A 26,225-nucleotide genomic window follows, 5' to 3' on the forward strand; every position below is an offset into this window, starting at 1 on the left:
ACAATTCAGCCGCGCACGCACATCCGCAGTCCCTTGGCGATCCAGCCGCGTGTTTCAGCCGGATCAATCACCGCGTCTATTTCATGGGTCGACGCAACACTCATTGCCCCGCCACGTTCATAAAGCCCTGAAACCAAACGATTGTACAAGGTTTCGCGGACCACCGGATCGGTTTCCGCTTCCAGCTCCTTGCGATATCCAAGCTGCACAGCCCCCTCCAGTCCCATCGGTCCGAATTCTCCTGTCGGCCATGCAATCGCAAACGCCGGTTCGCCCAGACTGCCCGCCGCCATCGCTTGCGCCCCGATGCCATAGGCCTTGCGCAGACAGACAAAGAACATCGGGGCCGTCAGGTTTGCCCCTGCCGAAATCAGATCACAAGCGGCAGCAACCGCGCCCTGTTCCTCGCTTTCGGGCCCCACCATGAACCCCGGTGTGTCACAGAGCGACAAAACCGGCAGATCGAACTTTGCACAAAGGGTCAGAAAACGCGCGCCCTTGGCCGAGGCCGCCGCATCCAAAGCACCGCCAAGATGCTGGGGGTTGTTTGACATCACCCCCATGGGGCACCCCTCTATGCGCAAAAACCCGGTGATCATGCCCAACGCATGATGTCCACCCAGTTCCATAAAGCTGTCGACATCCCCTAAGGCTTCGATCACCGGTCGAATGCAATATGCCTTCTTGCGGTTCTCCGGAACCACATGGCGCAAAAGCCGCTGGTCGGATGCTTCCCAGGCCGCACTATCACCTTGGAAATATGACAAGACCTTTCGCGTTGCGCTGATGGCCTCATCGTCATCCTGTGCCAGAACATCGACCAGCCCGTTCTTGGCATGCATCAAGGCCGGTCCGATGTCCTTGGGATGATAGCTGCCGATGCCACCCGCTTCGATCATCGCGGGACCGGCCAGACCGATCCAGCTGTTACGCGTCGCAATGCGGATATCACCCGCGCCGAAAATCGCCGCGTTCCCAGCAAAACAAAACCCCGAATTCACGGTAATTTTGGGGCCCCAACCGCGCAACCGCGCAAATTCCGCAAATGTCGTCACCTTAAGCCCCGACTGCACGGTCTGCGCGAAATCGTCATCGTTTGGGCGCCCGCCACCACCTTCCGTAAAGAAAATAGATGCCAACCCCTGCGCGCGGGCGACTTCCAACATCCTGTCGGTCTTGAGATGGCCAAAGAACCCCTGCGTTCCCGCCATCACCGTCGAATCATATGCCAAAAGGGCGACCTGCGAACGTGTCTCGGGGAAATGGCCAGCATTCACCGAACCGACACCGGTAACGATCCCGTCAGCGGGTGAGGCATCAATCAGCGCCTCCAGCCCCAGTTTGCGGCGCTGTCCGGCCAGCACAAGCTGACCGTATTCGTGGAAATCCCCGCCCACACACAGGGCGTCGATGATCTCGCGGGTTGTGCGTTGATCCCTGTCGCGACGGCGCGCCACGGCCTTGGGCCGGTTTTCATCCAGCGTCCGCGCCACCCGCGCGCGCAGCGCCATAAGGTCATCGCGGATATGATCCGGATCAGGCAACGCCTCCTCAGTCGAGATCTCGGCCAGCCTATCATCCGGCGTAAAGGTCAAAACCGGCGCGCCCAAAGCAACGGTATCCCCAGCACCAACAAAAATATCTGTCACTACTCCGCCAGCTTCGGCAAACATTGTATGCTGCATCTTCATGGCCTCGACCACGGCAATGGCCTGTCCTTTCGCGATGCAAGCCCCAACCTCGACATGCATTTCTCGGATCATGGCCTGCATCGGTGCGCGCAGTGCTTCGGTGCCAGCGGGCAAATCCATTGCACTGCCAGCATCCTCGGCCTGCACATTGAAGAACCGTTCCCGCCCGGTTTTGGCTTTCAGCAGGTCGGTGATCTGTGTGTCCAGCGTACGCACATCAACCCGCCAATCTGCGACAACCGGCAAGCACAAAAGCCCACGTAAAAAGTTGATGTTGGTTTCGACACCGGCAATCTGGAATTCCGACAGCGCCCGCTCCGCTTTGGCAAACAACCGGCCCAGATCGCCGGATTTTTCATGCACCACCAGCTTGGCCAGCATCGGATCAAAATTCGGGTTTGTGCTGTAGCCGGGATAGGCATAACCGTCGATCCGCACCCCCGGACCACTGGGCGGTGCATAGCCCGTCAACCGCCCTCCCGTAGGGGTAAAGCTGGTATCGCTCTCCAGCCGCTCGGTGTTGATACGGGTCTGCAAACCATACCCGACAGGGACCGGCGGCGGACCCTGTAATCCAACATCAGCAAGCCGCGCACCCGAAGCAATCGCCAGCTGGATTTCCACCAGATCAAGACCGGTGATTTCTTCGGTAATGGTATGTTCGACCTGAATGCGCGGATTGGCCTCGATGAAATGGAACGCACCACTGGCCTCAAGCAGGAACTCTACTGTACCAAGGCCACGATACTGGCAGGCGCGCCCGATGGCGATTGCCGCATCCAGCAGACCGGCACGAGACACATCAGGCAAAAACGGTGCCGGCGCCAGTTCGATCACCTTTTGATGGCGGCGCTGCATCGAGCAATCACGTTCCCACAGGTGGGTCACATCACTGCCATCCCCGACAATCTGCACCTCGATATGGCGCGCGCCCTCAAGAAGCTGCTCGGCATAGAGGGCCCCGTCACCAAAGGCGGTTTCCGCTTCGGTTGTGGCTTGAGAGAATGCCGCCTCAATCTCGGCCCGCTGGCGGACAACACGCATGCCCCGCCCGCCACCGCCGTTAACCGCCTTGATCATCAACGGGGTGCCTTTTTGGGCGTCAAAATACGCCACAGCATCTGATACCGACGCAAATGGATCGGAACCGCGCAGCACCGGAACACCCGCTCGTTCCGCCAGCGCCCGCGCAGAAACCTTGTCGCCCTGCATCCGCAGCGTCCCGGCCTCAGGCCCAACGAATACCAGCCCCGCGTCAGCGCAGGCCTGCGCAAAATCTGCCCTCTCGCTCAGGAAACCGTATCCAGGATGCACCGCGTTGCAGCCGCTTTCCAACGCTATCGCAATCAGCGCGGTGGCATCCAAGTATCCCGCAACCCCGCCCAGAGGCAGCATGCGCACCTCGTCGGCGTGTTTTATATGCAAGGAAGTTGCGTCATCGACGGTGTGGACCGCAACAGTCTTGATCCCCATCCCCGCAGCACTGCGCGCGATACGTATCGCAATCTCGCCACGGTTGGCGATCAACAGTTTCCCGATCATCGGTAGCCCTCCCAAGCATCCCGTTTCCCGTTTGATGCCTAAAGTGGTGACCAAACGACGGTCTGGTAACCGACGGTTACCAAATTATCCTGACGCTACCGTTCTCGCATTCCATTCGTCAACGCCACATTTTTGACACTATTGACTGAAATTTACACGCGTCCGATAGTCAGAGGATGGAAGATGTCTCTGGTTTCCCGACCAAATCACAGCTGCGCGACCTCAAACGCCGCGAAATCATCCGCTGTGCCGCGGCCCGATTTGGCAGCCAAGGTTTCGAAAACGTCCCGCTTGATGCAATCGCAAGCGACATTGGCGTGACCAAAGCCGCACTCTACAATTACGTCGCAAGCAAGAACGACCTGCTCATGCAGTGTTATGAAGTCGGAATGGACCGCTTGGTTGCTGCCGTCGAGGCCGCAACAGCCCCTGAAGGTACTGCCGCCCAAAAGCTGGATGCCGGGCTTCAGGCCTATATCGTTACCATGACGCAGCCCGACATGCAGTTCCTATGGATCTATACCCGCCCGATGATCATGGCAGGGAAACAGCGTATCATTCGGGCTGTCCGCGACCGGCTTGATACCATCATGCGGGACTTGCTTGCCAACGGCGTGAAGGACGGTTCCTTGCGGGCCGACCTTGACCCCAAACTGTCAAGTCTGGTGATACTGGGTGCCGTGAACTGGGTGGGCATCTGGTACAACCCAAACGGCCCGCAAAAACCCGAGGATATTGCCCGCGAAATCGCGCGTGAAACTCTCTATGGTTATCTCAATAACACCTGAAAACAGATGGTTAATCTATTTCTCCCGACCTTAAAATAGAATCCCCAATACCCTGTCACGCTGCGCGCTCTCAGGGCATCGGGGGTACGAAATGCTTCAGCTTACAAGCCGGACGCTTAAACATCTCTGTGGCAGCGGGAGGACCAACCGTCAGAACCTACCATCGCTGCGGTGTCTGGCAGTTGCGTCTCCGCCAAAACGATGTCCGTTCGCCGCGCACTATGCGATGATCTGCTGCGTGCGGGACACAACCGCCTAGAGCCCCCGCAGAAAGCCCTTGCACGTACGGTGTCACATTTAATGCCTTGCTATAGCCCCGATGTGACACCGTGCCGATATCAGTCAGACGAGATACTCCATCCAGATCTCATCTCAAAGGATGGCGACCGCGACGCAGGAAGGCGGTAAAGAGCCCATTTGCCACCTTTCGGCAAAGTAGCGCATGTAGAGTCTGTTGATAAATCGGTTTCCGACATGCGTTATTGAATTGCCGGAAAATAATCGGCAGGCGAAATACGGATGTGGTCGAAACTCCTATCGGTATGGGTCAGCAACGCGATATCTGGCCCAAAAATCCGACCCTCGAAGATAGATGGATTGACAGAAACAGCCTGTTGGATTGCCAACACACCTTGTTGCACAGGATCGTCGAAAGATGCCGCGACAACCTGGCCATTTTGTAAGCCACGCAGGACAGAGTGATTCACATAGGTCGACAGCAGCAGCGGCTGGGTCAGGTAGGTTTGCGTATTGAACAGACCGAATGCGGCCTCGATCGCAGGAGCATCACCAATTAGGTAGTCAACGTTCGGGTGACGCGCGAGGGCCGTTTCGACAAGGTCCAACTGCGCCCGAAGGCCGGTATCGGCTCGGAAAACCTCTAAAATCTTGACTGAACTTGCCCTGAGGCCGTCGCGCAACCCCGTTTCGAGCGGCCCGGTCCAGCCTGCTTCGGCGGGGCCGGTCAGAAAAACGACGGTTTTTGGCGGTGTCTCTGCCGGATGCAAAAGACTCAGGTGCTGGCCCAGGAGATATCCCATGCCTCTCCAACTGACGCCGATGCGGCCGCTTAAGGTCGGAGCGTATAATTCATTGACCAACCCGAAAACAGGTACAGTCTGCTCCACCTGTGCAATAGCAGTCAATAGGCTTGGATGATCGGACGTGACTGCCCCTATGAGGATCGCGTCGGCACCCCGTTCTACACAAGTATTGATCTGGTCAATCTGCGTAACTCTGGCGCTGTAGCCCCCCGCTTCGAAGAACAAAAGTTCTACGCTCTGACGCGCGGCTTCTTGTTCCAAACCAAAGCTGACGCTGAGCCAATATTCATCTTTGAAGTGCGGGACCAGCACGCAAAAAAGCGGCCTTGTTCCGGCAGAAGCAGCCGTAAGCAAGAGCGAAAGAGCTACTCCGAATCCGATGATTGTACCCACAAAGACCACCCCGTAGTGTCGGATTATGAGACGAACAAACTTTGACACGCGGTTGATCCAGATCCTAAGCACCATGGCGGCTTTGGCTATTATGGTGGGTATCGCTGCTATTGGCGTCAACCAATATCTGGTTCGCACACAGGACGCGCTTATTCAAACCAACATGCCTGCAATCACGCTGGCCAGCAAGATTGGCGCGTCAGCCGAGGTGATGAGTTCGTTGGCTTCAGCCTTTGCGCAGGCCGATACACGCGAAGATCTTGAACAAGTCGCAGCAGTGCTTGGACGGACAGTCATGAGTATTGAGGACGGGACGCGGACGCTTGAGGAAATGGGTCCGCCTGCCACTGGTGCCGCCCCATACCTGCAAGCGCGGGAAATTGTTGGCCGAATGACCACAAACGCACTTGAAAACCTGACTCTTGAGGAAAGTATTCGCGCCGAGGTTCACAACCTCACGCGGGATGGCGCACGGTTGGATGCTCTGATTGAAGCGGAGACCGATCTGGCCCGTCTCAGGATCACGGCTGGCATCGCCGATCTGTATCTAAGTCCTGACGCGGATCCACGCTCTGCGCTGGATGCCTTAGCTGATCGGCATTTTTTTGCATTCGAACGTCTGACAGAATTAGCGCGTTTGATCGACGCTGTACGGTTGCAGTTTCAACAGGTGCCTACAATTGCATCGCTGCAAGAGGTTGAAATAGCGCGTTCCGAGTTATCAAAGCGCTTGTCTTTGGCGCTGCGTCGCGTTGCTTTTCTGCCGTCACCTCTGGCTGCAAAGGAAGCCACTTCGCTTTTAAACCATCAACAAAGGGCCTTGGACGCGGGAGGTTTGATCAATCTGCAACGTGATAGGATTGCGCTGCAGGCGTCTATCACGCAAGATCGTGTGCTGCTGCAAGGTGTTATCGCAGCCCTGTCAGAACGAGCAAGGCACGCGCGTGATGTGGTCCGAGCCGAAGGGCTGGCGCAAATTGCAGCCGCCAAGCAGAAATCAACCTTCCTGCTCTTTGCGCTATTGGTGGTGGTCGCAAGCGCGGTGGTCATTGGTGCCGTTCTATGGCTCTATGCCCGCAGGCAATTGGTCGCGCGGCTGGGAAACATCTCGCGGCGTATCGTTGCTGTCGCTCGCGGAGAATACGGCACCCCTATCTTAATCAGTGGCCATGACGAAATCGGACGCATGGAAAAGGCGCTTAACATTTTGCGACGCCGTGCCCGCGACGCCACCCGGCTGCGCGACAGTCTGGAAGACGCCGTGATCGCGCGGACAGGTGATGTAGTGCGTGAAATGCACACTTCAGACACGGCTCGCGCTGAAGCAGAATCTGCCAATCGCAGCAAGACCGAGTTTCTTGCGCGCATGAGCCATGAAATCCGCACCCCACTGAACGGCATCATCGGTATGCTTGACCTGCTGGAGGTCGACGAGCCGGACCCGGACCGCAAGCGGCGAACCCTTACAGCCTTGAATTCTGCCCATGAGTTGCTTGACATCACAAACGATATCCTCAATTTCGCGAGCGCTGAGAACAGGTCGAACCGTAGTAATCCCGTGCATTTCCGGTTGCGCGAACTTGTCGGGCAAATGGGTTTTCATTTGCAGTCTCTGGCGACCCCCAAGGGGCTAGAGGCCATCATTGACCTGTCCGAGCCCGCGCCGTTGGCCCTGTTGGGTGATGTGGTGAAAATCCGTCAGATTGTCGGAAACCTGATTTCTAACGCGGTAAAATATACCGAACGTGGCACCGTAACTTTGACCGTCGACCACGCCATTGATGGACAGACCGGACACCACGTGGTCAGTTTTACTGTTGCTGACACCGGTATCGGGATGACCAGTGAAGCGATCCCTCATGCGTTTGATGCGTATATGCGGGCCGATTCTGCCAAACGTGCCGGGATCGAGGGAATTGGGCTGGGCCTTGCCATATCCCGCACCCTGACCGACGCGCTGAATGGCGCTCTCAGCGTTGAAAGCAAAGCTGGCGTTGGCAGCCGTTTCACGCTGACAGTGCCGTTGAAACGGGGTGATCCGAAACTGGCCGCAGAAAGCGAGGCGCGCGCGCCCAATGCGAACCGGGGCAGTGAAGTACTTGTTATCGACGATCACGCGGTAAACCTCATGGTGGCGCGTGGTTATCTGGAGCGGCTCGGCTGCCTGGTCAGCGAAGCCGCCACAGGAGCCTCCGGATTAAAGGTCAATGCAGAACGTCGATTTGACCTGGTTCTCATCGACCTTGATCTGCCCGACATGCGCGGTGAGGAAGTTGCCAAACAGATGGCTAAAAACAAGGATGCCCCTCTGCTGGTCGCCTTGACAGCACATTCGATCGAAGACACCCCTGAAAACCGCGCCAAACTTGAGGTTGCGCGTATTCTGTCAAAACCGATCTCGCCACGGGCACTTGCGGAAGTTCTGGACGCGAGCACATCTGTAGAGAGGGACCCAGATCACAATGTTGTCCTGAAAAGCCTCCGCGAAGACATTAGTGACCTTGGTCCGCAGACCACCGAATTAATCGTTCGCGAATTTCTTGATGATCTGCCCCATGCAGTCGAAAGTATCCAGCTGGCCTCTGCGGAGGCTCAGCGTAAGGCGGCACACAAATTGAAAGGCGCGGCGGCGAACTTCCGGCTGGAACGGCTTTGCGCCGTATTGGCGCGTATCGAGGCCGCTGAGGATGGCGTGGATGAGGGCTTGCTAGACCAATTGCTGGAGTTAGCACAAGACGCCACGATCATTCTGGAAAAAGCGGTCTTGAGTGCGATGTCTCAGGCTGCCGTTGGGTCGACAAAGTGATAGCCCAACCCGTGCTCTGTCAATATCCACTCCGGTTTGGCAGGATCTTTCTCCAGCTTCTTGCGCAAACGCCCAACGACGACATCAATCATTCTGTCGTTTGAGCGCATCGCCTTGCGGCCCATCATCTCGGCAAGCCGTGCGCGGCTTAGCGTTTGGCCGGGGTGATCAGCCAGTGCAGCCATCACGTCAAATTCCTGTTTCGTAAGCGCCTCGGATCGCGCTGCGGAAACAAGCCTGCGCCGGATGCGATCAAAACACCAAGGGCCAAAATTTTCTACCGGAGGCGGCCCTCGTGGGGCCTGTCCGATATCTGCAATCCGCATCAGAAGGTTCTTTACCCGAGCGGCCAGCTCCCGTTTATCGAATGGCTTGGTTATATAGTCGTCTGCCCCCATTTCCAGCCCAACGATCTTGTCGACCTGATCATCTCGCGCCGTCAACAGGATAATTCCAACCCGCGATACCGCTCGTTGCTCGCGGGTGATGGTCAGCCCGTCTTTGCCATCAAGATTGATATCGACCACTAAAAGTTCCGGCGGATCAACGCTGATGGTATTCTCCATGCGTTCGGCGTTCTCGGCTTCGCTGACGCGATATCCCTGCTCGCGCAAATAGGCGGCAAGACGCATGCGCGTGGTGCGATCATCTTCGACAATCAAGATGTGTTGGCTCATGTCGGCCATTGTTACATTTCTTTACATTTTCGGACAACCCACTTTGCATCAAATCAAGGCCTGCCCAAACAACAAAGCCTAAGGTCACTCTAAATTGAATTGGCTACAGGAGGTCAGCATGTCATTTAATCAACCGAACCGTCGTGCGTTTTTGCAAGGTGGTGCCGCCATGTTCGGCGCAACAAGCTTGATGGGATCAACTGCGCTTGCCGCACTAGACCCGAACTCATTCTCGGGACGCACATTTCACGCAACCCATTTCGGCCCGTTTGAGGCAGTGGTGCGCGATGGTAAACTTGTCGGCATTAACAACATCATGGAACTGGACGCCCGTCCAACCGAGATGCTTAGCTACGGCGTCAAAGACCGAACCTATGACAAATCCCGTATCAACTATCCGATGGTGCGCAAATCCTACCTTGAGGGCTGGGAAAGTGCCGACATCAAACCTGAGCTGCGGGGCAAAGAAGAATATGTAAAGGTTGATTGGGACACCGCCTGGAGCTTGACCGCCAAGGCACTGCTCGACACCGCCACGACCCACGGCAACGAAGCGATTTTCTCGTCGTCCTATGGCGGCTGGTCCAATGCGGGCACCTTCCGTCCGAACGTGCTTCAGGGTCGCCTGCTCAATCTGTTGGGCGGTTGCACCAACACATCTGGCGATTGGTCTGCCGGTGCGTCTCAGGTGTCCTTGCCGCATATCATCGGCGACATGGAAGTTTATTCAGCTCAGTCCGCATGGGAAACCATCCGCGACAACACGGAAGTGTTTGTTCTCGTCGGCTGTGACCCAATCAAGAACAACCGCATCGAATACCGCGTAGCGGACCACGGGATGTATGCCCATTGGGAAGAAATCCGTGATGCAGGTGTGAAATTCATCTCAATTAACCCGCAACGTACCGCCTCTGATGAATATCTAAATGCCGATTGGGTTAGAATCGTGCCTAACACCGATGTCGCCCTGTTCTGCGCAATGGCTTACCATGTGCTGGAAAACGGCCTTGAAGATCGTGCCTATATGGCGAAATACACCGTGGGTGCCGACAAATGGATCGCCTATCTAAAAGGTGAAACCGACGACACCCCCAAAACACCCGCATGGGCGGCTGGCATCACCGGCATGGACGAGGCCAAGATCAAGGAACTGGCAGAGCTTTTCGCTACATCCAACACCGAATTTGCTGGTGCATGGGCGTTGCAACGGGCGCAACACGGTGAAATGACACACTGGGCCATTATCAACTTTGCCGCCCTGACAGGCAAAATTGGCAAGCCCGGACAAGGCGTTGGCTTTAGCTGGCACTATGGTAATGGCGGCATGCCCGCTTCCAGCAAATCCACCCCATCGGGCCTGTCTCAGGGCCGGAACTTCGTTAAAGGTGTTTGCCCTGCCAGCCGGATCACCGAAATGCTGGAAAACCCTGGCATGGATGTTTTCTATAATGGCAACACACACACCTATCCTGACGTGAAGATGATCTTTAACGCTGGCAACAACTTCATGTCGCACCAGCAGGATACCAACCGGCTGATCCGTGCGCTTGAGAAGGTGGAAACCATCGTCAGTGTCGACGTCTGGTGGACAGCCGCAACCCGTTGGGCCGACATTGTGCTGCCTGCGGCCTCTACGCTGGAGCAGGATGACATTACCTCGGGCGGTACCTATTCCAACGACCGTGTCTACGCGATGAAGAAAGTGATCGAACCTGTCGGCGACAGCCTGCCCGATTATGAAATTTTTGAAGGTCTGGCCGACAAGCTGGGTCTCTGGGCCCAGTTCACGGATAGCGAAGACAAGATGTATCACATCCAGCAAGCCTATGAGAGATCCTCAGCAGCAGAACACACCCCTTTCGAAGAGTTCTGGGAAAAAGGCTACGCCCGTATGGATGTGCCCGACGAAGCTCGTCAATGGACACGTCACAGCGAGTTCTACAACGACCCAGAAGGCAGCCCCTTGCACACCACGTCTGGCAAAATTGAAATGTTCTGCGAGGACTTCGCCAAGCTTGAGATCAACGACATGCCAGGCATGCCGCAATGGATCGAAAAACACGAATACCTCGGCAATGCCAAAGACGGCCAGTTGCACGTCGTGTCACCCCACCCTTGGTTCCGCCTGCACAGCCAGATGGACCAGTCAGAAAATCTGCGCAAACTCTACAAGGTGCAGGGTCGCGAACCTGTTCGGATCAACAGTGAAGACGCCGCATCGCGTGGCATCGAAGATGGTGATCTGGTCGAACTCTACAATGAACGTGGCACAGTGATTGCCGGTGCCGTGGTGTCCGATGACATCATGCCGGGCGTTGTGTCGATCTACGAAGGAGGCTGGCCATCGCTTGATAGCAAAGGTCGATGTAACTCCGGTTTGGTCAATTTCCTAACGTCGACACAGCGATCCTCAGGCCTGTCCCAAGCGACAACTGCCAACACAACACTGTGTAGCATGCGCAAATGTGAAGATCCCGAAGGCCCGAATATGGCCTATGAAAAGCCTCCAATCATTGAAGACATGGAAATCACCGAGATTGACGAAGATAAACTCGGCATTGAGCGCCTGGAAGCACTGACTGCGAGCCTCTATGCGGATATGGCTCCGGGCGAAAAGATCTTCTTTGAGCGCTGCACCGTGTGTCACGCGCCACGCGAAGTCACACACTTCACTCAGCAACAGTGGAAAGGCATCACACCATCAATGTTCCCACGTGCAGGCCTTGATGAAGAAGAAGCCGCACTTGTCATGGACTACCTGATGAAAAACGCCGCTGACGCACCAAAGTAACTGGTGCAAATCACTAACCAAGGGGGCCGGGTTATCCGGCCTCCTACCCCTGTTTCCCACAAAATTCTAAGGACAATGTAGATGCATATTGCTCACATTGCGAGCGGCTGCGGCTGCGATAGCCTCTCGTCTCCCACCGATATGATGAGCGTCACCGACGCGCTGGATAATGCCCTAGCGCTCGTCGCCCCGATCAAAGACACGCAATCCGTTTCCCTTTTTGATGCGCTTGGACGAACTGCTGCCCACCCCGTCAAAGCCCTCGAAGCGATGCCCTTTTTTGACAATGCTGCCATGGACGGCTTTGCCCTGCGCTGCGCTGATCTGAATGAGCGTTGTTGTTTGCCTATTGCAGGCACCGTCGCCGCTGGCGATGCAGCGCGCGCCTTGCCGGACGGCGCTGCCTTGCGCATTTTTACAGGAGCGCCGTTGCCCGCTGGTGCCGATGCAATCGTGATGATTGAGGCCTGCGTTGACAAAACCCACAAGGTCCATATCGAGCAGCCCCCTGGTTTGGGCGAAAACATCCGCCGCGCAGGCAGTGATCAAGCGGCAGGTCAGATCTTGGTTGCTGCGGGCACCCGCATTGCGGCGCATCATATCGGCCTGTTGGCAGGCAATGGCATCACCAGAATTGATGCTATCCGACGCCCTCGGGTCGCGGTGTTTTCCACCGGTGACGAGCTGTGCCATGGCCCCCGCGCCCCTGATCAAATCCCTGATGCAAACCGTCCAATGCTTGTTGCGCTGGCACATGAAGCGGGCGCAGAAGTGACCGATCTGGGCATCCTGCCCGATGAGGTCGATGCAACCGCCGCAGCGCTTGATGGCATCGGCGCGCAATATGATCTGGTTTTGTCCTCCGGCGCGGTATCAATGGGTGGCAAGGATCACATTCGCGACGCTCTTGTCGCCGCCGGTGGCACAGTTCACGGCTGGCGCGTGGCATTGAAACCCGGCAAACCGGTAATGTTCGGCACGCTGGACACGGCGTGTTTTACCGGTCTTCCGGGCAATCCTTTTGCGGTGCATGTGGGCTTCCACATGTTTGTATTGCCGCAACTCATGCGCCTGCTCGGCTCTGATCCAACCCCTTTTGCCACGGTTCCGGCAGTCGCTGGGTTTGAGTGGACCCGCAAGCCGGGCCGCGCTGAGGTTTTTCCTGTGCGCCTGAGCACATGTAATGACGCAGGCCTACCTGTATTACAGAGCCTTGGCAGCAGAGTATCAGCCACTCTATTACCGCTGAGCGGAGCGGATGGGCTTGCAATTGTTTCGGCTGAAACCAGCCAAATTCAGGTAGGAGACTCCCTTTTCTGGCGTCCCTTCTATGATACCGGAGTTGTATCATGAGCCTTTCTCCTCTTGCGGCCATCCGCCTTGAGCATGGCGATATCGATACGTTTCTCGAAGGAATTGCAAAAACCCTGACCAAGCGCGGGCTGAATGTACGCGGCGCGGTGCAAACCCGTGGTGTGGCAGGCGGTGAATGTCACTGTGCTGACATGGATCTCACGACGTTTGGCTCCCTGCGGACTTTCCGTATCTCGCAACCTTTGGGCAACGGATCACACGGCTGCCGATTGCATCCCGGGGCGCTGGCAGAGTGCTCCGAATTCATCGAGCGTGAACTGGTACTGGGCGCTGATCTGCTGATCCTCAACCGCTTTGGCCGTGGAGAAAGCGAAGGGCGCGGGTTTCGCGACCTTATCAGCAAAGCCATCGCCTTGGACGTGCCGGTGTTGACCGCTGTTCGTCCGACATATGCCCAAAGCTGGTCAGAATTCGGAGAAGGTATCGCCTGTAATCTGCCAATGAACCAAGCCGCTGTTTTACATTGGTTCGCTACGGTTCAAGAGGCCCGCGATGCCGCCTAGAACCTCGCCGATCCACCTCGATCATTTGTGCGCACCGGTCCCCACGTATCGCACAGGACATCTACTGAAACACGATTAACCCCCTGAAAGGAAAAACAATGAAACTAACATCACTCGTCGCGGCCTCCGCTTTTGCCCTGGCCCCGATTTCGGCCTTTGCCGACACGATCGAAGTCCAGATGCTCAACAAAGGCGACGCCGGTGCAATGATATTCCAGCCCCGGATGGTATCCGCCGCAATCGGCGATACCGTGGTCTTCGTGCCAACAGACAAGGGCCATAATGCCGAAACCATCAAGGGCATGGTCCCCGAAGGGCAAAAGGCATTCAAAGGAAAGATGAATAAGGAAGTCTCCGTTGAGCTTACGGCCGATGGGTTGATTGGAGTGAAATGCAAACCACACCTCGGCATGGGAATGGTGATGGTCATCAAGGTGGGCGAGGTCGAAACACCTGACAGCTTCCTTGAAGCCAAGATGCCAAAAAGGGCCAAATCAACATTTGAAGAAATACTTGCAGAAGGGCCTGCAAGCTAAACTGAAAGGAACTGTTATGAGCAATGAATTACCCGGTGCCGCCGGTGATCTGGCCAAAAGCCACCCATCAATCTGGACAGCCTATGCCGAACTCGGCGCAGCGACCGCCAATGCTGGTAATTTGAGCGAACGCGAACGCCGCTTGGTCAAGCTTGCACTTGCCATTGGTGCAAGCTCTGAAGGCGCGGTCCATTCACATGCCCGGCGCGGGCTTGCCGAGGGGATTGCGAAAGGGGATCTCGAACAGGTTGCGCTATTGGCAATAGGTCCGCTCGGTTTGCCACGTGCGGTCGCTGCTGGAACCTGGATATCAGACGTTACCGACACGTGACCGCCAAGTCAGGCTCTGCTGTACTGATGTCAGGGCCTGGCATTACAGAACCCGTTGATATGCTCACAACCTGCACCAACCGCGTCATGATTGATCGAGAACCGAGTGCCCACCGCCCTGCGCAACAGCCTGCTGAACCCCGATCTCATCACGACCTTGGCCGAGACTTGGACCGCATCCGGTTTTTTAGGAACGCAGAAATGACAAAGCCCGCGCATGTTGCACGGGCTTTGTCATTACTTTGGTTGCGGGAGTAGGATTTGAACCTACGACCTTCAGGTTATGAGCCTGACGAGCTACCGGGCTGCTCCATCCCGCGCCAAGTTCGCTCCGTATAAGAGTATGGGATTGGGACCACAAGCGGAAAAACAGCCCTGACATCAAATTAGTTTTGGCTCAAACCAAAAGCCGGTTTTGAGCCAAAGACTCACTGGCCCAAAACTGAAATCAGGACAGCATTCGGAGACTCAGGGATGATGAGCAACCGTACCACAGCGCCCGATTACTTCACCTCGAAACGCAAAAAGCCCCGCGCAACTTGCGCAGGGCTTTCTACAAAATTCTATATGTCAGCGCTTAGGCTGCCAGCGCATCCTGCGCTGTTTTCACGATCGCACCAAAGGCATCGGGCTCGTTCACGGCCAGATCGGCCAGAACCTTACGGTCAACTTCAATGCCGGCAAGGTTCAGACCATTGATGAAACGGCTGTATGTCAGCGCTTCGTCATGTGAGCGAACAGCAGCGTTGATCCGCTGAATCCACAGCGCGCGGAAATTGCGCTTGCGATTCTTGCGGTCACGGGTTGCGTATTGGTTGGCCTTGTCGACCGCCTGCGTGGCGACCTTAAAGACGTTCTTGCGACGACCGTAGTAACCCTTTGCGGCTTTGACGATCTTCTTGTGACGGGCGTGGGTAACTGTCCCACCTTTTACTCGTGCCATGCTAGGTCTCCTATCTTAGCGGTCGTAGGGCATGTAGCCCTTGACGATCTTTGCATCAGGCGCAGACAGTGCTGTCGTGCCGCGTGCGTTACGGATGAACTTTTTGGTCCGTTTGATCATGCCATGCTGTTTACCAGCCTGACCCGCGATGACCTTGCCGGTCGCCGAGATCTTAAAGCGCTTTTTGGCGCTCGATTTCGTCTTCATCTTAGGCATTTCCGTCTCCGTATTTTTAGGTTCGGTTTACGTACGACTCGGCATGCCACACTGGCCGGACGTACGGGTGGAAGTTGGGCGTATAGGCGGGATACCCCGCCTTGGCAAGACCCCAGTCTGAAAAGACACACGCGCCTTGCCTTGTTACCGGCCCTACCCCAGTCTGACCATGCCTGACAGGCAAATCCAGCAACCTCACACCAAGGGCACCATGACAGAACAGCCACTCCTCATTGAGATTCTCACCGCGCAGGAACGCAAGGTTTGGAATGCGCTGGTTTCCGGGGATCGCGCCGCGGACGCCGCCTTGCTCAGTGATCATTTCCTTGGTGTCTATCCCGACGGGTTTGCCGGCAAACAAGACCATTGCGGGCAATTGGAGGGCGGCGCGACAATCCACAGCTATGATATGCAAGAAACACGGCTGATCCCTCTTGGACCGGATCACGCCCTGCTAAGTTATCGCGCCGATTTCCAGCGACACGCTGAAGCCCCGCCAGAAACCATGTACATCAGTTCAATCTGGCAAAAGGATGCCGGCGGCTGGATCAACATCTTCAGCCAGGACACCCCGCGTGCCGCGCCCTGAGCGGCAAAACCATTGCCTATGGCAAATAACGCGCCAGCACAGCTACCAATACATCTGGCAACTGCGCAAAGGTATATCCGCCGGGCTTGGTCTGCACCGCATAGAGAATCAATGCCCCGCCGATCAGGATAGTTAGCGCCGAGGCCCGTGGTGCGCGTTTGTCCGAGAATGCCGACAATATGGACGGAATCGAAAATGCGGCAATCACCATGCCAAGGGACAATGCCAAATCAGGGTCCATTATGCTCTCCAGATACAACCTGTACGATACTACTCCGGATCGGCAGGAAAGATCAAACGCTCGTCACAGGGGGCGACCCGCAAAATATTCGTGCTGCCCGGCACATTGAACGGGACGCCGGCGGTAACAACAACGTGGTCCTCTTCTGCGGCAAACCCTTCGTCACGGGCCGCGCGCACCGCACTGACAACCGCCTTTTTAAACCGATCGACGTCACCGGTAATCACACAATTGGTGCCCCAGCTTAGCGCCAGCCGCCGCGCCGTCCCCACCAGTGGCGTCAATGCAATGACCGGCACCCGCGGTCGTTCCCGCGCGGTCAACAAGGCGGTTGTGCCGCTTTGCGTAAAACAGCAAATCGCCGTAATATCTGTGGTTTCCGCAATTTCGCGGGCAGCCGCAACAATGCCATCCGCCACGGTCATCCGATCCGCTTTGCGTGAGGTTTCGATGATATCCCGATAAGTCGGATCAACCTCGACCTCGCGGGCCACATTGTCCATCGTGGTAACAGCCTCGATCGGGAAATCGCCGGCGGCGGATTCCGCACTCAGCATTACCGCATCGGCACCTTCATAGATTGCCGTAGCTACATCCGACACTTCCGCACGCGTCGGCATCGGGCTTTCGATCATTGATTCCAGCATCTGCGTTGCGACAATCACCGGCTTGGCCGCTGCCCGGCATTTGCGCACCAGACGCTTCTGGATCGGCGGCACATTCTGCACCGGCAATTCAACACCCAGATCGCCGCGCGCCACCATAATGCCGTCGCTGACCTCAAGGATATCGTCAAACCGCTCAACCGCTGACGGCTTTTCGATCTTCGACAAGATAGCCGCCCGCCCCCTGGCCAGCTCCCGCGCTTCTGTCACATCTTCGGGCCGCTGCACAAACGACAACGCCAACCAGTCGACATCCAGCTCGCAAACAAACTCCAGATCGGCGCGGTCCTTGTCTGACAAGGCCGCCAAAGGCAGCACAACATCAGGAACATTCACCCCTTTGCGGTTCGAAATCACCCCGCCAATTACCACCTCGCAATCGGCAAACTCTGCGCCGCAGTCGACCACTTTCAACCGGATTTTACCGTCGTTCACCAACAGGGTGGCCCCCGGTTTCAATGCCGCGAAAATCTCGGGGTGAGGCAGACAAACGCGCGATGCATCCCCCTCCGCAGGGTCCAAATCCAGACGGAACCGCGCGCCGACAACCAATTGCTCACTGTCGCCAGAAAACACACCAACCCGCAGCTTCGGCCCCTGCAAATCCGCCAGAATGCCGATGGTGCTGTTCAAGTTTGCTTCGACCTCGCGGATGATCCGGTGCTTTTCGCGAATTTCCGCATGGCTGCCATGGCTCATGTTCAACCGGAACACATCTGCGCCGGCTTTGTGCAGCGCCTCGATCATCTCATAGCTGTCCGATGCCGGTCCCAGCGTTGCGACTATCTTCACGTTGCGCAAGCGTCTCATGTACAGTGTCCTTTTGGTCTGGCGTTATTCTTGCGGGCGCACCGTTAGCGTTAACAAGCGCCCCGCTTTCGAGTACACATCATCAGCATGTCTGTCAAAGATTTCACAAATATGACAATTCTACCACCGCCGATTACAGTACAGAAACTTGACACGGCACTGCCCGCAGCCCAGCAATGCCCCAAAAGGAGATCGCCATGTCTGACATCCAGAACCCGACCCCGCAGGAAATTGAACTTCAGGCCGCCGCCTTTCGCCGGCTCCAGCAGCACCTGATGCAAGACCGGACCGATGTGCAAAACATCGACATGATGAACCTTGCCGGGTTTTGCCGTAACTGCCTGTCACGCTGGTATCAGGAAGCCGCCGCCGAACGCGGCATTGAGATCGGCAAAGAGGAAGCCCGCGAATTGTTCTATGGGATGACCATGGACGAATGGAAAACCAAGTATCAGACCGAGGCCAAACCAGAGCAGCAAGAAGCCTTCAAGGTTTCCTTCGCCCAAAACGTCGAAAAAGGCTGACGCCCACGCCAACAACCCCACAATCGCCCCATTCTGTCAAAGCTCTCGCCACAATCAGCACCCCATATAGAAGCGTTAACGATTTCTTAAGGTGTGTGTCCGTGTTAGAGCTTTTCCTCATCCCCTCCCTGCTGGGCCTCGGCCTTGCGATTGATATGCTGTCCGGCAATGATGGCTCTTCCGATGAGGATGACGCGCCGGTCAAAATCACTCTGGACGAGGATACCGCCGATTTTGAAGGTACTGCCGCCAAGGAACATGTGCAGGGCAACCTACTGGACAATCTGATCTTTGGTGGTGAGGACAACGATCTTCTGGGCGGGCTTGACGGGAATGACACCCTTTACGGCGATGCCGGCGACGACCGCCTGTTCACCGGTGCCGGCGACGATGTCGGGCTGGGTGGCGCGGGCGACGACAAGGTGTTCCTTGGCGATGGCAATGACACAACTTTGGCCCCTTCCGGCATCGCCCAAGATGCTGGCAATGATTTCATCCGCGGCGGTGATGGCGATGACATGCTGGTTGACGGGCACGGTACCAATCACATCCACGGGGATCTAGGCAACGACACGGTCATCGCCGTTGACGGCCTGAACCCCGACGGCAGCATCGACGCGACCGACGAGGCCGGCAGCAGTGACACGCTCCACGCTGGCTATGGCAATGACACGCTAGTGGGGGACGACGGCGACATCATGACCGGCGGCGAAGGCCACGACAATTTTGTCGTGGCAACGGCCTCGGATGCCCCCGGCGCGCCGGCTGTGATCACCGATTTCGATTTCCGCGATGACCTGTTCAGCCTGGTGTTTCTGGACGAGACACCGGACGACCCAACCGTCAACTTTGAATTTGACGCCGAAACCAAACTGATGCGCGCCTTTGTCGAAGAACAAGAGGTCGCCACCCTATCCGGCCTGACCCCAACCGACATCCCGTTTATCCGGACCTATGTCGCAACTTTACCGGACCTGCTGACCGCCTAGGGCCGCAGGTCCGGGATCGCCACGAACCGGACAACAGCGTCAGACAGCAGCCTTACGCATTTCGTCCAGATAGATCTCGCGCAGACGCGGGGCGACCCGCCCAGGGACACCATCCCCCAAGGCAACGCCGTCAATCTCGACCACAGGCATCACAAAGGCGCTGGCCGAAGTGGTAAACGCTTCATCCGCTTCTTTCGCCTCATCGATGGTAAAATTGCGCTCTTCCACTTCCATCTGCGCCTCGCGTGCAAACCGCAATACAGCAGCCCGCGTGATCCCATGCAAAATCTCATTGGAAAGCGCTCGCGTGATGATCTTGTTGCCTTTGACGATATAGGCATTGTTCGAGGTGCCCTCGGTCACAAAACCGTCCTCGACCATCCATGCATCGTCACATCCAGCCTTTTTTGCCATCATCTTGCCCATCGAAGGATACAGCAATTGCACCGTTTTGATGTCACGCCGCCCCCACCGAATATCTTCGATGCTGATGATTTTGGCCCCTTTCTTGGCGGCAGGGTTATCTGCCAGTCCGGGTTTGTTCTGGGTGAACAGCACAACTGTCGGTTCCGTCGTCTCAGGATCAGGAAAGGCAAAATCGCGATCCCCGTCAGAGCCACGTGTGATCTGAAGATAGATCAACCCCTCGTCAATCTCGTTCACCCGCACCAGCTCGCGATGCACCTCCAGCAGGTCCTCCTTGCTGATCGGGTTTCGCATGTCCAACTCAGACAGGGACCGCGCCAGCCGCACCGCATGGCCGTCGAAATCAATCAGCTTGCCATCCAATACGGAAGTCACTTCATAAACCCCGTCCGCCATCAAAAACCCACGGTCAAAGATCGAAATCTGCGCTTCATTTTCCGGCAGGTAGGCACCGTTCACATAAACTGTTCTCATCTTTTATCCCCAAAGCGCAGCGGCAGGCGGGTGCACCCCCTCCGCGTCAAATTTCAATGCATCTTCGCGGTCCTCGCCTAGCAAAAGCGGACCGTCCAGATCAACCACCTTTGCCCCCTGTGCGACCAGGGTTGCCGGTGCCATCGCCAGTGACGATCCCACCATGCAGCCAACCATAACGTCATACCCCTGCGCCAGCGCCGCCGCGCGCAGCTTCAGCGCCTCGGTCAACCCGCCGGTCTTGTCGAGCTTGATATTGACCACGTCATACTTACCTTTAAGCTTCTCTAAGGTGCTGCAATCATGCGCAGATTCATCCGCACAAACCGGCACGGGCCGCGCCATCCCGATCAATGCACCATCCTCACCGGCGGGCAAAGGCTGCTCAACCAAGGCCACGCCAAGGCGCACCAGATGCGGAGCCAGATCGGCATAGACCTCTGCTGACCAACCCTCGTTTGCGTCAATAATAATTGTCGATTTCGGGGCCCCCGCCCGCACCGCTTCAAGCCGAGGCATGTCATCGGGCGTACCCAGTTTGATCTTCAACAAAGGCCGATGCGCATGTTTTGCCGCCTGCGCCTGCATCTGCGCCGGCTCTGCCAGCGACAGGGTAAAAGCGGTGATCTCCGGCCCCGGCGCGGCCAACCCGGCCAATTGCCAAACCCGCTTGCCCGTCTGTTTGGCCCGCAAATCCCACAAGGCGCAATCCACCGCATTGCGCGCAGCACCCGCCGGCAACAGATCATAAAGCCCCTCACGGGTCACGGCCCCGCTCAGCCCTTCAATCTGCGCCGTTACCGATTCCAGCGTTTCGTCATAACGGGCATAGGGCACACATTCGCCCCAGCCCGTCACGCCACCCTCGCTTATCCGCACGGTCAGCACCTTGGCCTCGGTCCGCGATCCACGACTGATGGTGAATACCTCCGCCAGCTTGAACACATCTGACGTCACTTCAATACGCATCTCTTGCCCCTCTTTTTGGCCTTATATACTGTCCGCACTCTCAACCGGCACAGGTGTCAGAGGGCCGCAATAGCATCTGCCAAACGCGCCGCACCCTGACGGAATGGGTCAACCGCAGGCAAGCCCATTTCGGCCTCAACCTTCGCCAAATACTCGGTCGCCTCATCTTCGGACATATGCTGTGTATTCACCGAAATGCCGACAACCTGACACCCTTCATTCGCCACCTGCGCCAGCGTCAAGGCCATATCGCTCACCGCCTGCATACTGGGCAACTTATAGCCCGGCAGACCGCGCATGTGTTCACGGGTCGGTTCGTGACAGATAATCAGGGCATCCGGCTGGCCGCCGTGGATCAGCGCCATCGTGACACCGGAATAGCTAACGTGAAACAGGCTGCCCTGCCCTTCAATGATATCCCAATGATCATCATCATTGTCAGGCGTCAGATATTCAACTGCACCCGCCATGAAATCCGCAATCACCGCATCCAGCGGCACACCGGAACCGGTGATCAGGATGCCAGTTTGCCCCGTGGCACGAAAGGTGCTTTTCATACCCTTCTTGCGCATGGCCTCATCCAGCGCCAATGCGGTGTACATCTTGCCGACCGAACAATCCGTGCCCACGGCCAATACCCGCTTACCGGTCCGCTTGGTACCATCTGCAATCGGATACTGCACATTCGGGACCCGCACATCATGCAGGGTCTGGCCGCTCACTTGCGACGCCGCTACCAGATCGCCCTCTTCCGCCAATAGATTATGCAGCCCGGACGCCAAATCGAACCCCATGCCCAGCGCCTCAATCAGCACCTCTTTCCATGCCTGCGAGATCACCCCGCCCCGGTTGGCCACGCCGATCACCAACGTCTTGGCCCCGGCATCTTTCGCCTCTTGCAACGTCAAATCGGTCAGCCCGACATCAGCCTTACAGCCTTCCATACGAAACTGGCCAACAGCATTTTCAGGACGCCAGTCCTTGATGCCCTGCGCGACCTTGGCAGAAAGTTGGTCAGGGGCATCGCCCAGAAAAAGCAAATAGGGTGTTTGGATCATTGCGAATACTCCGACAAAAGGTTTCGCCCCATATTGAGCAATTCGCAGCGCAAGACGATTGCATCATTGCGGGCACTCAGTATTTTACTGCAAGTTCATTGCATATTTTTCGATATATACGCAAAATTTTTGCATCCATCTCAAATGTCGAATGCTGCACCTGCGAAATGACTCTTGCGGCAAGAGGCGCAATTTAATACCCCCATGACAGTTATATCCCGCAACAATCTTTCGCCAAGGATCAGAAAATGTCATTCCGCCTCCAACCCGCCGCCCCGGCCCGCCCCAACCGCTGCCAACTGTTCGGCCCCGGTTCCAACACCAAATTGTTTGCCAAAATGGCTGCTTCAGCGGCAGACGTGATCAACCTTGATCTCGAAGATTCCGTCGCCCCCACAGACAAGGACGTTGCCCGCTCAAACGTCATCGAGGCAATCAATACCGTCGATTGGGGCAATAAAACCCTGTCCGTACGCATTAACGGGCTGGACACACCTTACTGGTACCGCGACGTTGTTGATCTGCTCGAAAACGCCAGCGACCGCCTTGACCAGATTATGATCCCCAAGGTGGGCTGCGCCGCAGACGTCTATGCAGTCGACGCCTTGGTAACTGCCATCGAAGCCGCCAAAGGCCGCAGCAAGAAAATTGCCTTTGAAGTGATCATCGAATCCGCCGCTGGCATCGCCCATGTCGAAGAAATCGCCGCCTCCTCTCCCCGCCTCGAAGCGATGAGCTTGGGTGCCGCCGACTTTGCCGCCTCGATGGGTATGCAGACCACTGGTATCGGTGGCACGCAGGAGAACTATTACATGCTGCGCGATGGTACACAGCATTGGTCCGACCCATGGCACTGGGCACAAGCCGCCATCGTTGCCGCCTGCCGCACCCACGGCGTCCTGCCGGTGGATGGTCCGTTCGGCGACTTCTCCGATGATGAAGGTTACCGCGCACAATCCCGTCGCTCTGCCACTTTGGGCATGGTTGGCAAATGGGCGATCCACCCCAAGCAGATTGCACTGGCAAACGAAATCTTCACCCCTTCCGAGGAAGCCGTGGCAGAAGCCCGCGAAATCCTTGCTGCCATGGAAGCCGCCAAGGCCAACGGAGAAGGCGCGACTGTCTATAAGGGCCGTCTGGTGGACATCGCCAGCATCAAACAAGCCGAAGTCATCGTACACCAGTCCGAAATGCTGGCTGGCTAAGCCTATTTGCGGGCGGGCTTAGGCCCGCTCGTCCTTGGGAGACCCCATAACCACGTAAGAGGTGATTCCATTCACCTGCGGCAAGGCCCCCAACATATCTGTGTGAAATCTCTTGTAGGCTTTAAGATCGGCACATTCGACACGCAGCAGATATTCGATTGTTCCCGTGATATTGTGACACTCCCGCACCTCGGGGGCCGTCGAAATCGCTTTTTCAAACGCCTCCTGACTGGCCTTGGAATGGTCGTTCAATCCGACTCCGATATAAGCGACAAACCCCGAACCCATCGCCGTGCGATCCAAGACTGCGCGATAGCCGGTGATCACGCCGCGCCGTTCCAACTCCTGTACACGGCGCAAACAGGCCGAGGGCGACAGCCCGACACGATCCGCCAGCTCGATGTTGCTGATCCGGCCGTCGCGACCAAGCTCGCGCAATATATTTTCCGAAATCTGATCCAAAACCATCATTTGTTGTGAATTACCCTGAATTTCCTGCATATTCACAATCACTCACCCACAAATCCATGTCAAACATTGTGGATGAATCTGGAAATCCTCCCCGCGCTTGCGCTCTTTGCCTTTGTCAGTTCCGCAACACCGGGGCCAAACAACCTGATGCTCATGGCCTCGGGGGCCAACTATGGCTTTCGGCGCACTGTGCCGCATATGCTGGGCATCTCCGTCGGGTTTGGCGTGATGATGGTGCTGGCCGGATTGGGTCTTGTGCAGGTGTTCGAGCGATTCCCCATCAGCTATACCCTGCTGAAAATCGCCAGCGTCGCCTATATGCTGTATCTGGCTTGGAAAATCGCCAATGCCGCCCCGATCAAAGAACGCGACGCAGGCAGCAGACCCATGACATTCCTGCAAGCCGCCGCCTTTCAATGGGTCAATCCCAAGGCATGGGCGATGGCCCTTACCGCCATCACTGTTTACGTCGCCGACAACGGGGTATGGATGCTGCTGATTGGTGCCTTGTGTTTTGTCACCGTGAACCTGCCCTCGGTATCCTTCTGGACTGTCATGGGCCAACAGATGGCCCGCCTACTGACAAATCCGGCGCGCCTGCGCCTGTTCAACGGGACCATGGCCGTGCTGTTAATTGCATCGCTTTATCCGCTGCTGCAAATGGGCTGACCGATTGCAAACCGAAAACACAGCCGCCATATAAGGGCAGCGCAAAGGCGGAGTAAGCAATGACCCAGTATCTCGATTTTGAAAAACCACTGGCCGAAATCGAAGGCAAAGCAGAGGAACTGCGTGCCCTGGCCCGTGCAAACGAAGATATGGACATCACCGACGAGGCAAAGGCGCTGGACGCCAAGGCCGCGAAAATTCTCGATGATCTTTACGGGTCGCTGACCCCATGGCGCAAATGTCAGGTGGCCCGCCACCCGAACCGCCCCCATTGCAAAGATTACATCGAAGCGCTGTTTACCGAATATACCCCCCTGGCCGGTGATCGGAATTTTGCCGACGATCTGGCTGTGATGGGCGGTCTGGCGCGCTTCAATGACCAGCCGGTTGTCGTAATCGGCCATGAAAAGGGCAATGACACCAAATCCCGCATCGAACGCAATTTCGGCATGGCCCGACCCGAGGGGTACCGCAAGGCCGTGCGCCTGATGGAGCTTGCCGGCAAGTTCAACCTGCCGGTGATCACCCTTGTTGACACCCCCGGTGCCTATCCCGGCAAAGGTGCCGAGGAACGTGGCCAATCCGAAGCGATTGCCCGGTCGACCGAAAAATGTCTGCAAATCGGCGTACCTCTGATCAGTGTGATCATCGGTGAAGGCGGCTCTGGCGGTGCGGTTGCCTTTGCCACCGCCAACCGTGTCGCGATGATGGAGCATTCGGTCTATTCCGTGATCACGCCGGAAGGCTGTGCCTCGATCCTGTGGAAAGACAGCGAGAAAATGCGCGAAGCCGCCGAAGCCATGCGCCTGACCGCCAACGATCTGCACAAGCTTGGTGTCACCGACCAGATCATTCCCGAACCCAAAGGCGGGGCACATCGCGATCCCGAGGCCGCAATTGAATCGGTCCGTCTGGCGATTGGCGACATGTTGAAAGACCTCGACGGCAAGGACGCCAAAGCGCTGATCACCGACCGGCGTCGCAAATATCTCGACATTGGCGGCAAGGGTTTGGCGGCCTAGGTTCAGGCTCCAAACACTAAAACCTGATCCGAAAACGCGGGCCGGGCGATGGCAAGGGCTCAAACCCTGCCACCTGATAAATCATGGCCGCCGCCTTGTTTTCGGGGTGCGTACCGACCGTCATATACCGGCAACCCAGCGATTTTGTCAGCGCAACCGAGGCGTCAATCAGCGCACGCCCGACCCCGATGCCCCGCGCCTCTTCGCTGACAAACAGATGATGCATGTCCATCCCCCGCACACCGAACTGCATCTGCACCAACGAGCAAAGCGCGGCGTACCCCGAAATTTCCACGCCTCGAACCGCCACCAAAACCCGCAGCCAAGGCTCCGCCCCAAGGCAATCGCGTTCCAGATCCGTCAGGCTGACCTGCGCCACATCGCCATGATGCGCGGCCAGTTTCCGCACCATCTCCTGCACCCGCGGCAAGTCCGCAGCCTGTACATTTCTGATTGCTAATTCTGTCACTTGAGGTCTCC

Annotated in this window: 25 protein-coding genes and 1 tRNA gene; 13 read left to right on the top strand and 13 right to left on the bottom strand. The window is 56.8% G+C overall.

Annotated elements, in window-relative coordinates:
• Positions 1–5 precede the first annotated feature (5 nt).
• Complete coding sequence (locus HKX44_RS09065; protein ID WP_276151010.1) at positions 6–3,233, bottom strand: carboxyl transferase domain-containing protein; 3,228 nt, start codon at positions 3,231–3,233, stop codon at positions 6–8.
• A gap of 176 nt (positions 3,234–3,409) precedes the next feature.
• Between HKX44_RS09065 and HKX44_RS09070 the strand changes: the two genes are divergently transcribed.
• The gene (locus tag HKX44_RS09070) at positions 3,410–4,021 is read left to right on the top strand and encodes a TetR/AcrR family transcriptional regulator (RefSeq protein ID WP_276151011.1); all 612 of its coding nucleotides are present in this window, start codon (positions 3,410–3,412) and stop codon (positions 4,019–4,021) included.
• Between the two features lie 479 nt (positions 4,022–4,500).
• Here the strand turns inward: HKX44_RS09070 and torT are convergent, their stop codons facing one another.
• Complete coding sequence (gene torT, locus HKX44_RS09075; RefSeq protein WP_276151012.1) at positions 4,501–5,457, bottom strand: TMAO reductase system periplasmic protein TorT; 957 nt, start codon at positions 5,455–5,457, stop codon at positions 4,501–4,503.
• Positions 5,458–5,482: 25 nt separating this feature from the next.
• On the opposite strand from torT, the gene HKX44_RS09080 reads away from it, so the two are divergent.
• Positions 5,483–8,263, top strand: coding sequence for an ATP-binding protein (locus HKX44_RS09080; protein WP_276151013.1), 2,781 nt, complete (start codon positions 5,483–5,485; stop codon positions 8,261–8,263).
• On the opposite strand, the gene HKX44_RS09085 is transcribed toward HKX44_RS09080, so the two are convergent.
• Positions 8,236–8,949: a response regulator gene (locus HKX44_RS09085; protein ID WP_346348180.1), complete on the bottom strand. Its 714-nt coding sequence runs from the start codon at positions 8,947–8,949 to the stop codon at positions 8,236–8,238. The genes HKX44_RS09080 and HKX44_RS09085 overlap by 28 nt on opposite strands.
• Before the next feature lie 109 nt (positions 8,950–9,058).
• Between HKX44_RS09085 and HKX44_RS09090 the strand changes: the two genes are divergently transcribed.
• The 5 genes from HKX44_RS09090 to HKX44_RS09110 all read left to right on the top strand — a co-directional run bounded on the left by HKX44_RS09090 (position 9,059) and on the right by HKX44_RS09110 (position 14,475).
• A complete protein-coding gene (locus HKX44_RS09090; protein ID WP_276151015.1) occupies positions 9,059–11,731 on the top strand; it encodes a molybdopterin-dependent oxidoreductase in 2,673 nt (890 codons plus the stop codon).
• An 81-nt stretch (positions 11,732–11,812) separates the two neighbouring features.
• Entirely contained in the window at positions 11,813–13,084 is a 1,272-nt protein-coding gene (gene glp, locus HKX44_RS09095) for a gephyrin-like molybdotransferase Glp (protein ID WP_276151016.1), read from the top strand.
• Positions 13,081–13,608, top strand: coding sequence for a DUF2478 domain-containing protein (locus HKX44_RS09100; RefSeq protein ID WP_276151017.1), 528 nt, complete (start codon positions 13,081–13,083; stop codon positions 13,606–13,608). Before glp ends, HKX44_RS09100 begins: the two co-directional genes overlap by 4 nt.
• 98 nt (positions 13,609–13,706) lie before the next feature.
• On the top strand, positions 13,707–14,144 hold the full coding sequence (locus tag HKX44_RS09105) for a pseudoazurin (protein WP_276151018.1): 438 nt from the start codon (positions 13,707–13,709) through the stop codon (positions 14,142–14,144).
• Between the two features lie 16 nt (positions 14,145–14,160).
• Positions 14,161–14,475 carry a carboxymuconolactone decarboxylase family protein gene (locus HKX44_RS09110; RefSeq protein ID WP_276151019.1) on the top strand — a complete coding sequence of 105 codons (315 nt, stop codon included), beginning with the start codon at positions 14,161–14,163 and terminating at the stop codon, positions 14,473–14,475.
• A gap of 242 nt (positions 14,476–14,717) precedes the next feature.
• Here HKX44_RS09110 and HKX44_RS09115 read toward each other — a convergent pair.
• From HKX44_RS09115 to rpmI, 3 genes are all read right to left on the bottom strand, one after another.
• A tRNA-Met gene (locus HKX44_RS09115) sits at positions 14,718–14,794 on the bottom strand.
• 257 nt (positions 14,795–15,051) lie between these two features.
• On the bottom strand, positions 15,052–15,417 hold the full coding sequence (gene rplT / locus HKX44_RS09120; RefSeq protein ID WP_025046027.1) for a 50S ribosomal protein L20: 366 nt from the start codon (positions 15,415–15,417) through the stop codon (positions 15,052–15,054).
• Positions 15,418–15,432: 15 nt separating this feature from the next.
• The gene (rpmI, locus tag HKX44_RS09125; RefSeq protein WP_276151020.1) at positions 15,433–15,633 is read right to left on the bottom strand and encodes a 50S ribosomal protein L35; all 201 of its coding nucleotides are present in this window, start codon (positions 15,631–15,633) and stop codon (positions 15,433–15,435) included.
• Positions 15,634–15,844: 211 nt separating this feature from the next.
• Between rpmI and HKX44_RS09130 the strand changes: the two genes are divergently transcribed.
• Positions 15,845–16,222, top strand: coding sequence for a nuclear transport factor 2 family protein (locus tag HKX44_RS09130; protein WP_276153711.1), 378 nt, complete (start codon positions 15,845–15,847; stop codon positions 16,220–16,222).
• A gap of 16 nt (positions 16,223–16,238) precedes the next feature.
• On the opposite strand, the gene HKX44_RS09135 is transcribed toward HKX44_RS09130, so the two are convergent.
• Positions 16,239–16,463 carry a hypothetical protein gene (locus tag HKX44_RS09135; protein WP_276151022.1) on the bottom strand — a complete coding sequence of 75 codons (225 nt, stop codon included), beginning with the start codon at positions 16,461–16,463 and terminating at the stop codon, positions 16,239–16,241.
• 29 nt (positions 16,464–16,492) lie between these two features.
• A complete protein-coding gene (gene pyk / locus HKX44_RS09140) occupies positions 16,493–17,938 on the bottom strand; it encodes a pyruvate kinase (RefSeq protein ID WP_276151023.1) in 1,446 nt (481 codons plus the stop codon).
• Between the two features lie 197 nt (positions 17,939–18,135).
• Between pyk and HKX44_RS09145 the strand changes: the two genes are divergently transcribed.
• Both HKX44_RS09145 and HKX44_RS09150 read left to right on the top strand, forming a co-directional pair.
• Positions 18,136–18,462: a DUF1244 domain-containing protein gene (locus HKX44_RS09145; RefSeq protein WP_276151024.1), complete on the top strand. Its 327-nt coding sequence runs from the start codon at positions 18,136–18,138 to the stop codon at positions 18,460–18,462.
• Between the two features lie 101 nt (positions 18,463–18,563).
• Complete coding sequence (locus tag HKX44_RS09150; RefSeq protein WP_276151025.1) at positions 18,564–19,451, top strand: hypothetical protein; 888 nt, start codon at positions 18,564–18,566, stop codon at positions 19,449–19,451.
• Positions 19,452–19,490: 39 nt separating this feature from the next.
• Here HKX44_RS09150 and HKX44_RS09155 read toward each other — a convergent pair whose 3' ends face one another.
• The 3 genes from HKX44_RS09155 to dgcN are packed head-to-tail and all read right to left on the bottom strand — an operon-like array spanning position 19,491 to position 22,378.
• On the bottom strand, positions 19,491–20,351 hold the full coding sequence (locus tag HKX44_RS09155) for a D-amino-acid transaminase (protein WP_276151026.1): 861 nt from the start codon (positions 20,349–20,351) through the stop codon (positions 19,491–19,493).
• Between the two features lie 3 nt (positions 20,352–20,354).
• Entirely contained in the window at positions 20,355–21,320 is a 966-nt protein-coding gene (gene dgcA, locus HKX44_RS09160; protein ID WP_276151027.1) for an N-acetyl-D-Glu racemase DgcA, read from the bottom strand.
• A 56-nt stretch (positions 21,321–21,376) separates the two neighbouring features.
• Positions 21,377–22,378 (bottom strand): N-acetyltransferase DgcN, encoded by a 1,002-nt coding sequence (gene dgcN / locus HKX44_RS09165; protein WP_276151028.1) that lies wholly within the window; start codon positions 22,376–22,378, stop codon positions 21,377–21,379.
• A 248-nt stretch (positions 22,379–22,626) separates the two neighbouring features.
• Between dgcN and HKX44_RS09170 the strand changes: the two genes are divergently transcribed.
• Entirely contained in the window at positions 22,627–23,583 is a 957-nt protein-coding gene (locus HKX44_RS09170; RefSeq protein WP_276151029.1) for an L-malyl-CoA/beta-methylmalyl-CoA lyase, read from the top strand.
• An 18-nt stretch (positions 23,584–23,601) separates the two neighbouring features.
• On the opposite strand, the gene HKX44_RS09175 is transcribed toward HKX44_RS09170, so the two are convergent.
• Positions 23,602–24,054 (bottom strand): Lrp/AsnC family transcriptional regulator, encoded by a 453-nt coding sequence (locus tag HKX44_RS09175; protein ID WP_276151879.1) that lies wholly within the window; start codon positions 24,052–24,054, stop codon positions 23,602–23,604.
• 72 nt (positions 24,055–24,126) lie between these two features.
• On the opposite strand from HKX44_RS09175, the gene HKX44_RS09180 reads away from it, so the two are divergent.
• Together HKX44_RS09180 and HKX44_RS09185 are read left to right on the top strand one after the other, a co-directional pair.
• Positions 24,127–24,723: a LysE family translocator gene (locus HKX44_RS09180; protein ID WP_276151030.1), complete on the top strand. Its 597-nt coding sequence runs from the start codon at positions 24,127–24,129 to the stop codon at positions 24,721–24,723.
• Positions 24,724–24,782: 59 nt separating this feature from the next.
• Entirely contained in the window at positions 24,783–25,745 is a 963-nt protein-coding gene (locus HKX44_RS09185; protein ID WP_276151031.1) for an acetyl-CoA carboxylase carboxyltransferase subunit alpha, read from the top strand.
• A gap of 16 nt (positions 25,746–25,761) precedes the next feature.
• Here HKX44_RS09185 and HKX44_RS09190 read toward each other — a convergent pair whose 3' ends face one another.
• On the bottom strand, positions 25,762–26,214 hold the full coding sequence (locus tag HKX44_RS09190) for a GNAT family N-acetyltransferase (protein ID WP_276151032.1): 453 nt from the start codon (positions 26,212–26,214) through the stop codon (positions 25,762–25,764).
• Positions 26,215–26,225 lie beyond the last annotated feature (11 nt).

The sequence above is a fragment of the Sulfitobacter sp. M05 genome, from assembly GCF_029285175.1.
Lineage (GTDB): Bacteria > Pseudomonadota > Alphaproteobacteria > Rhodobacterales > Rhodobacteraceae > Sulfitobacter.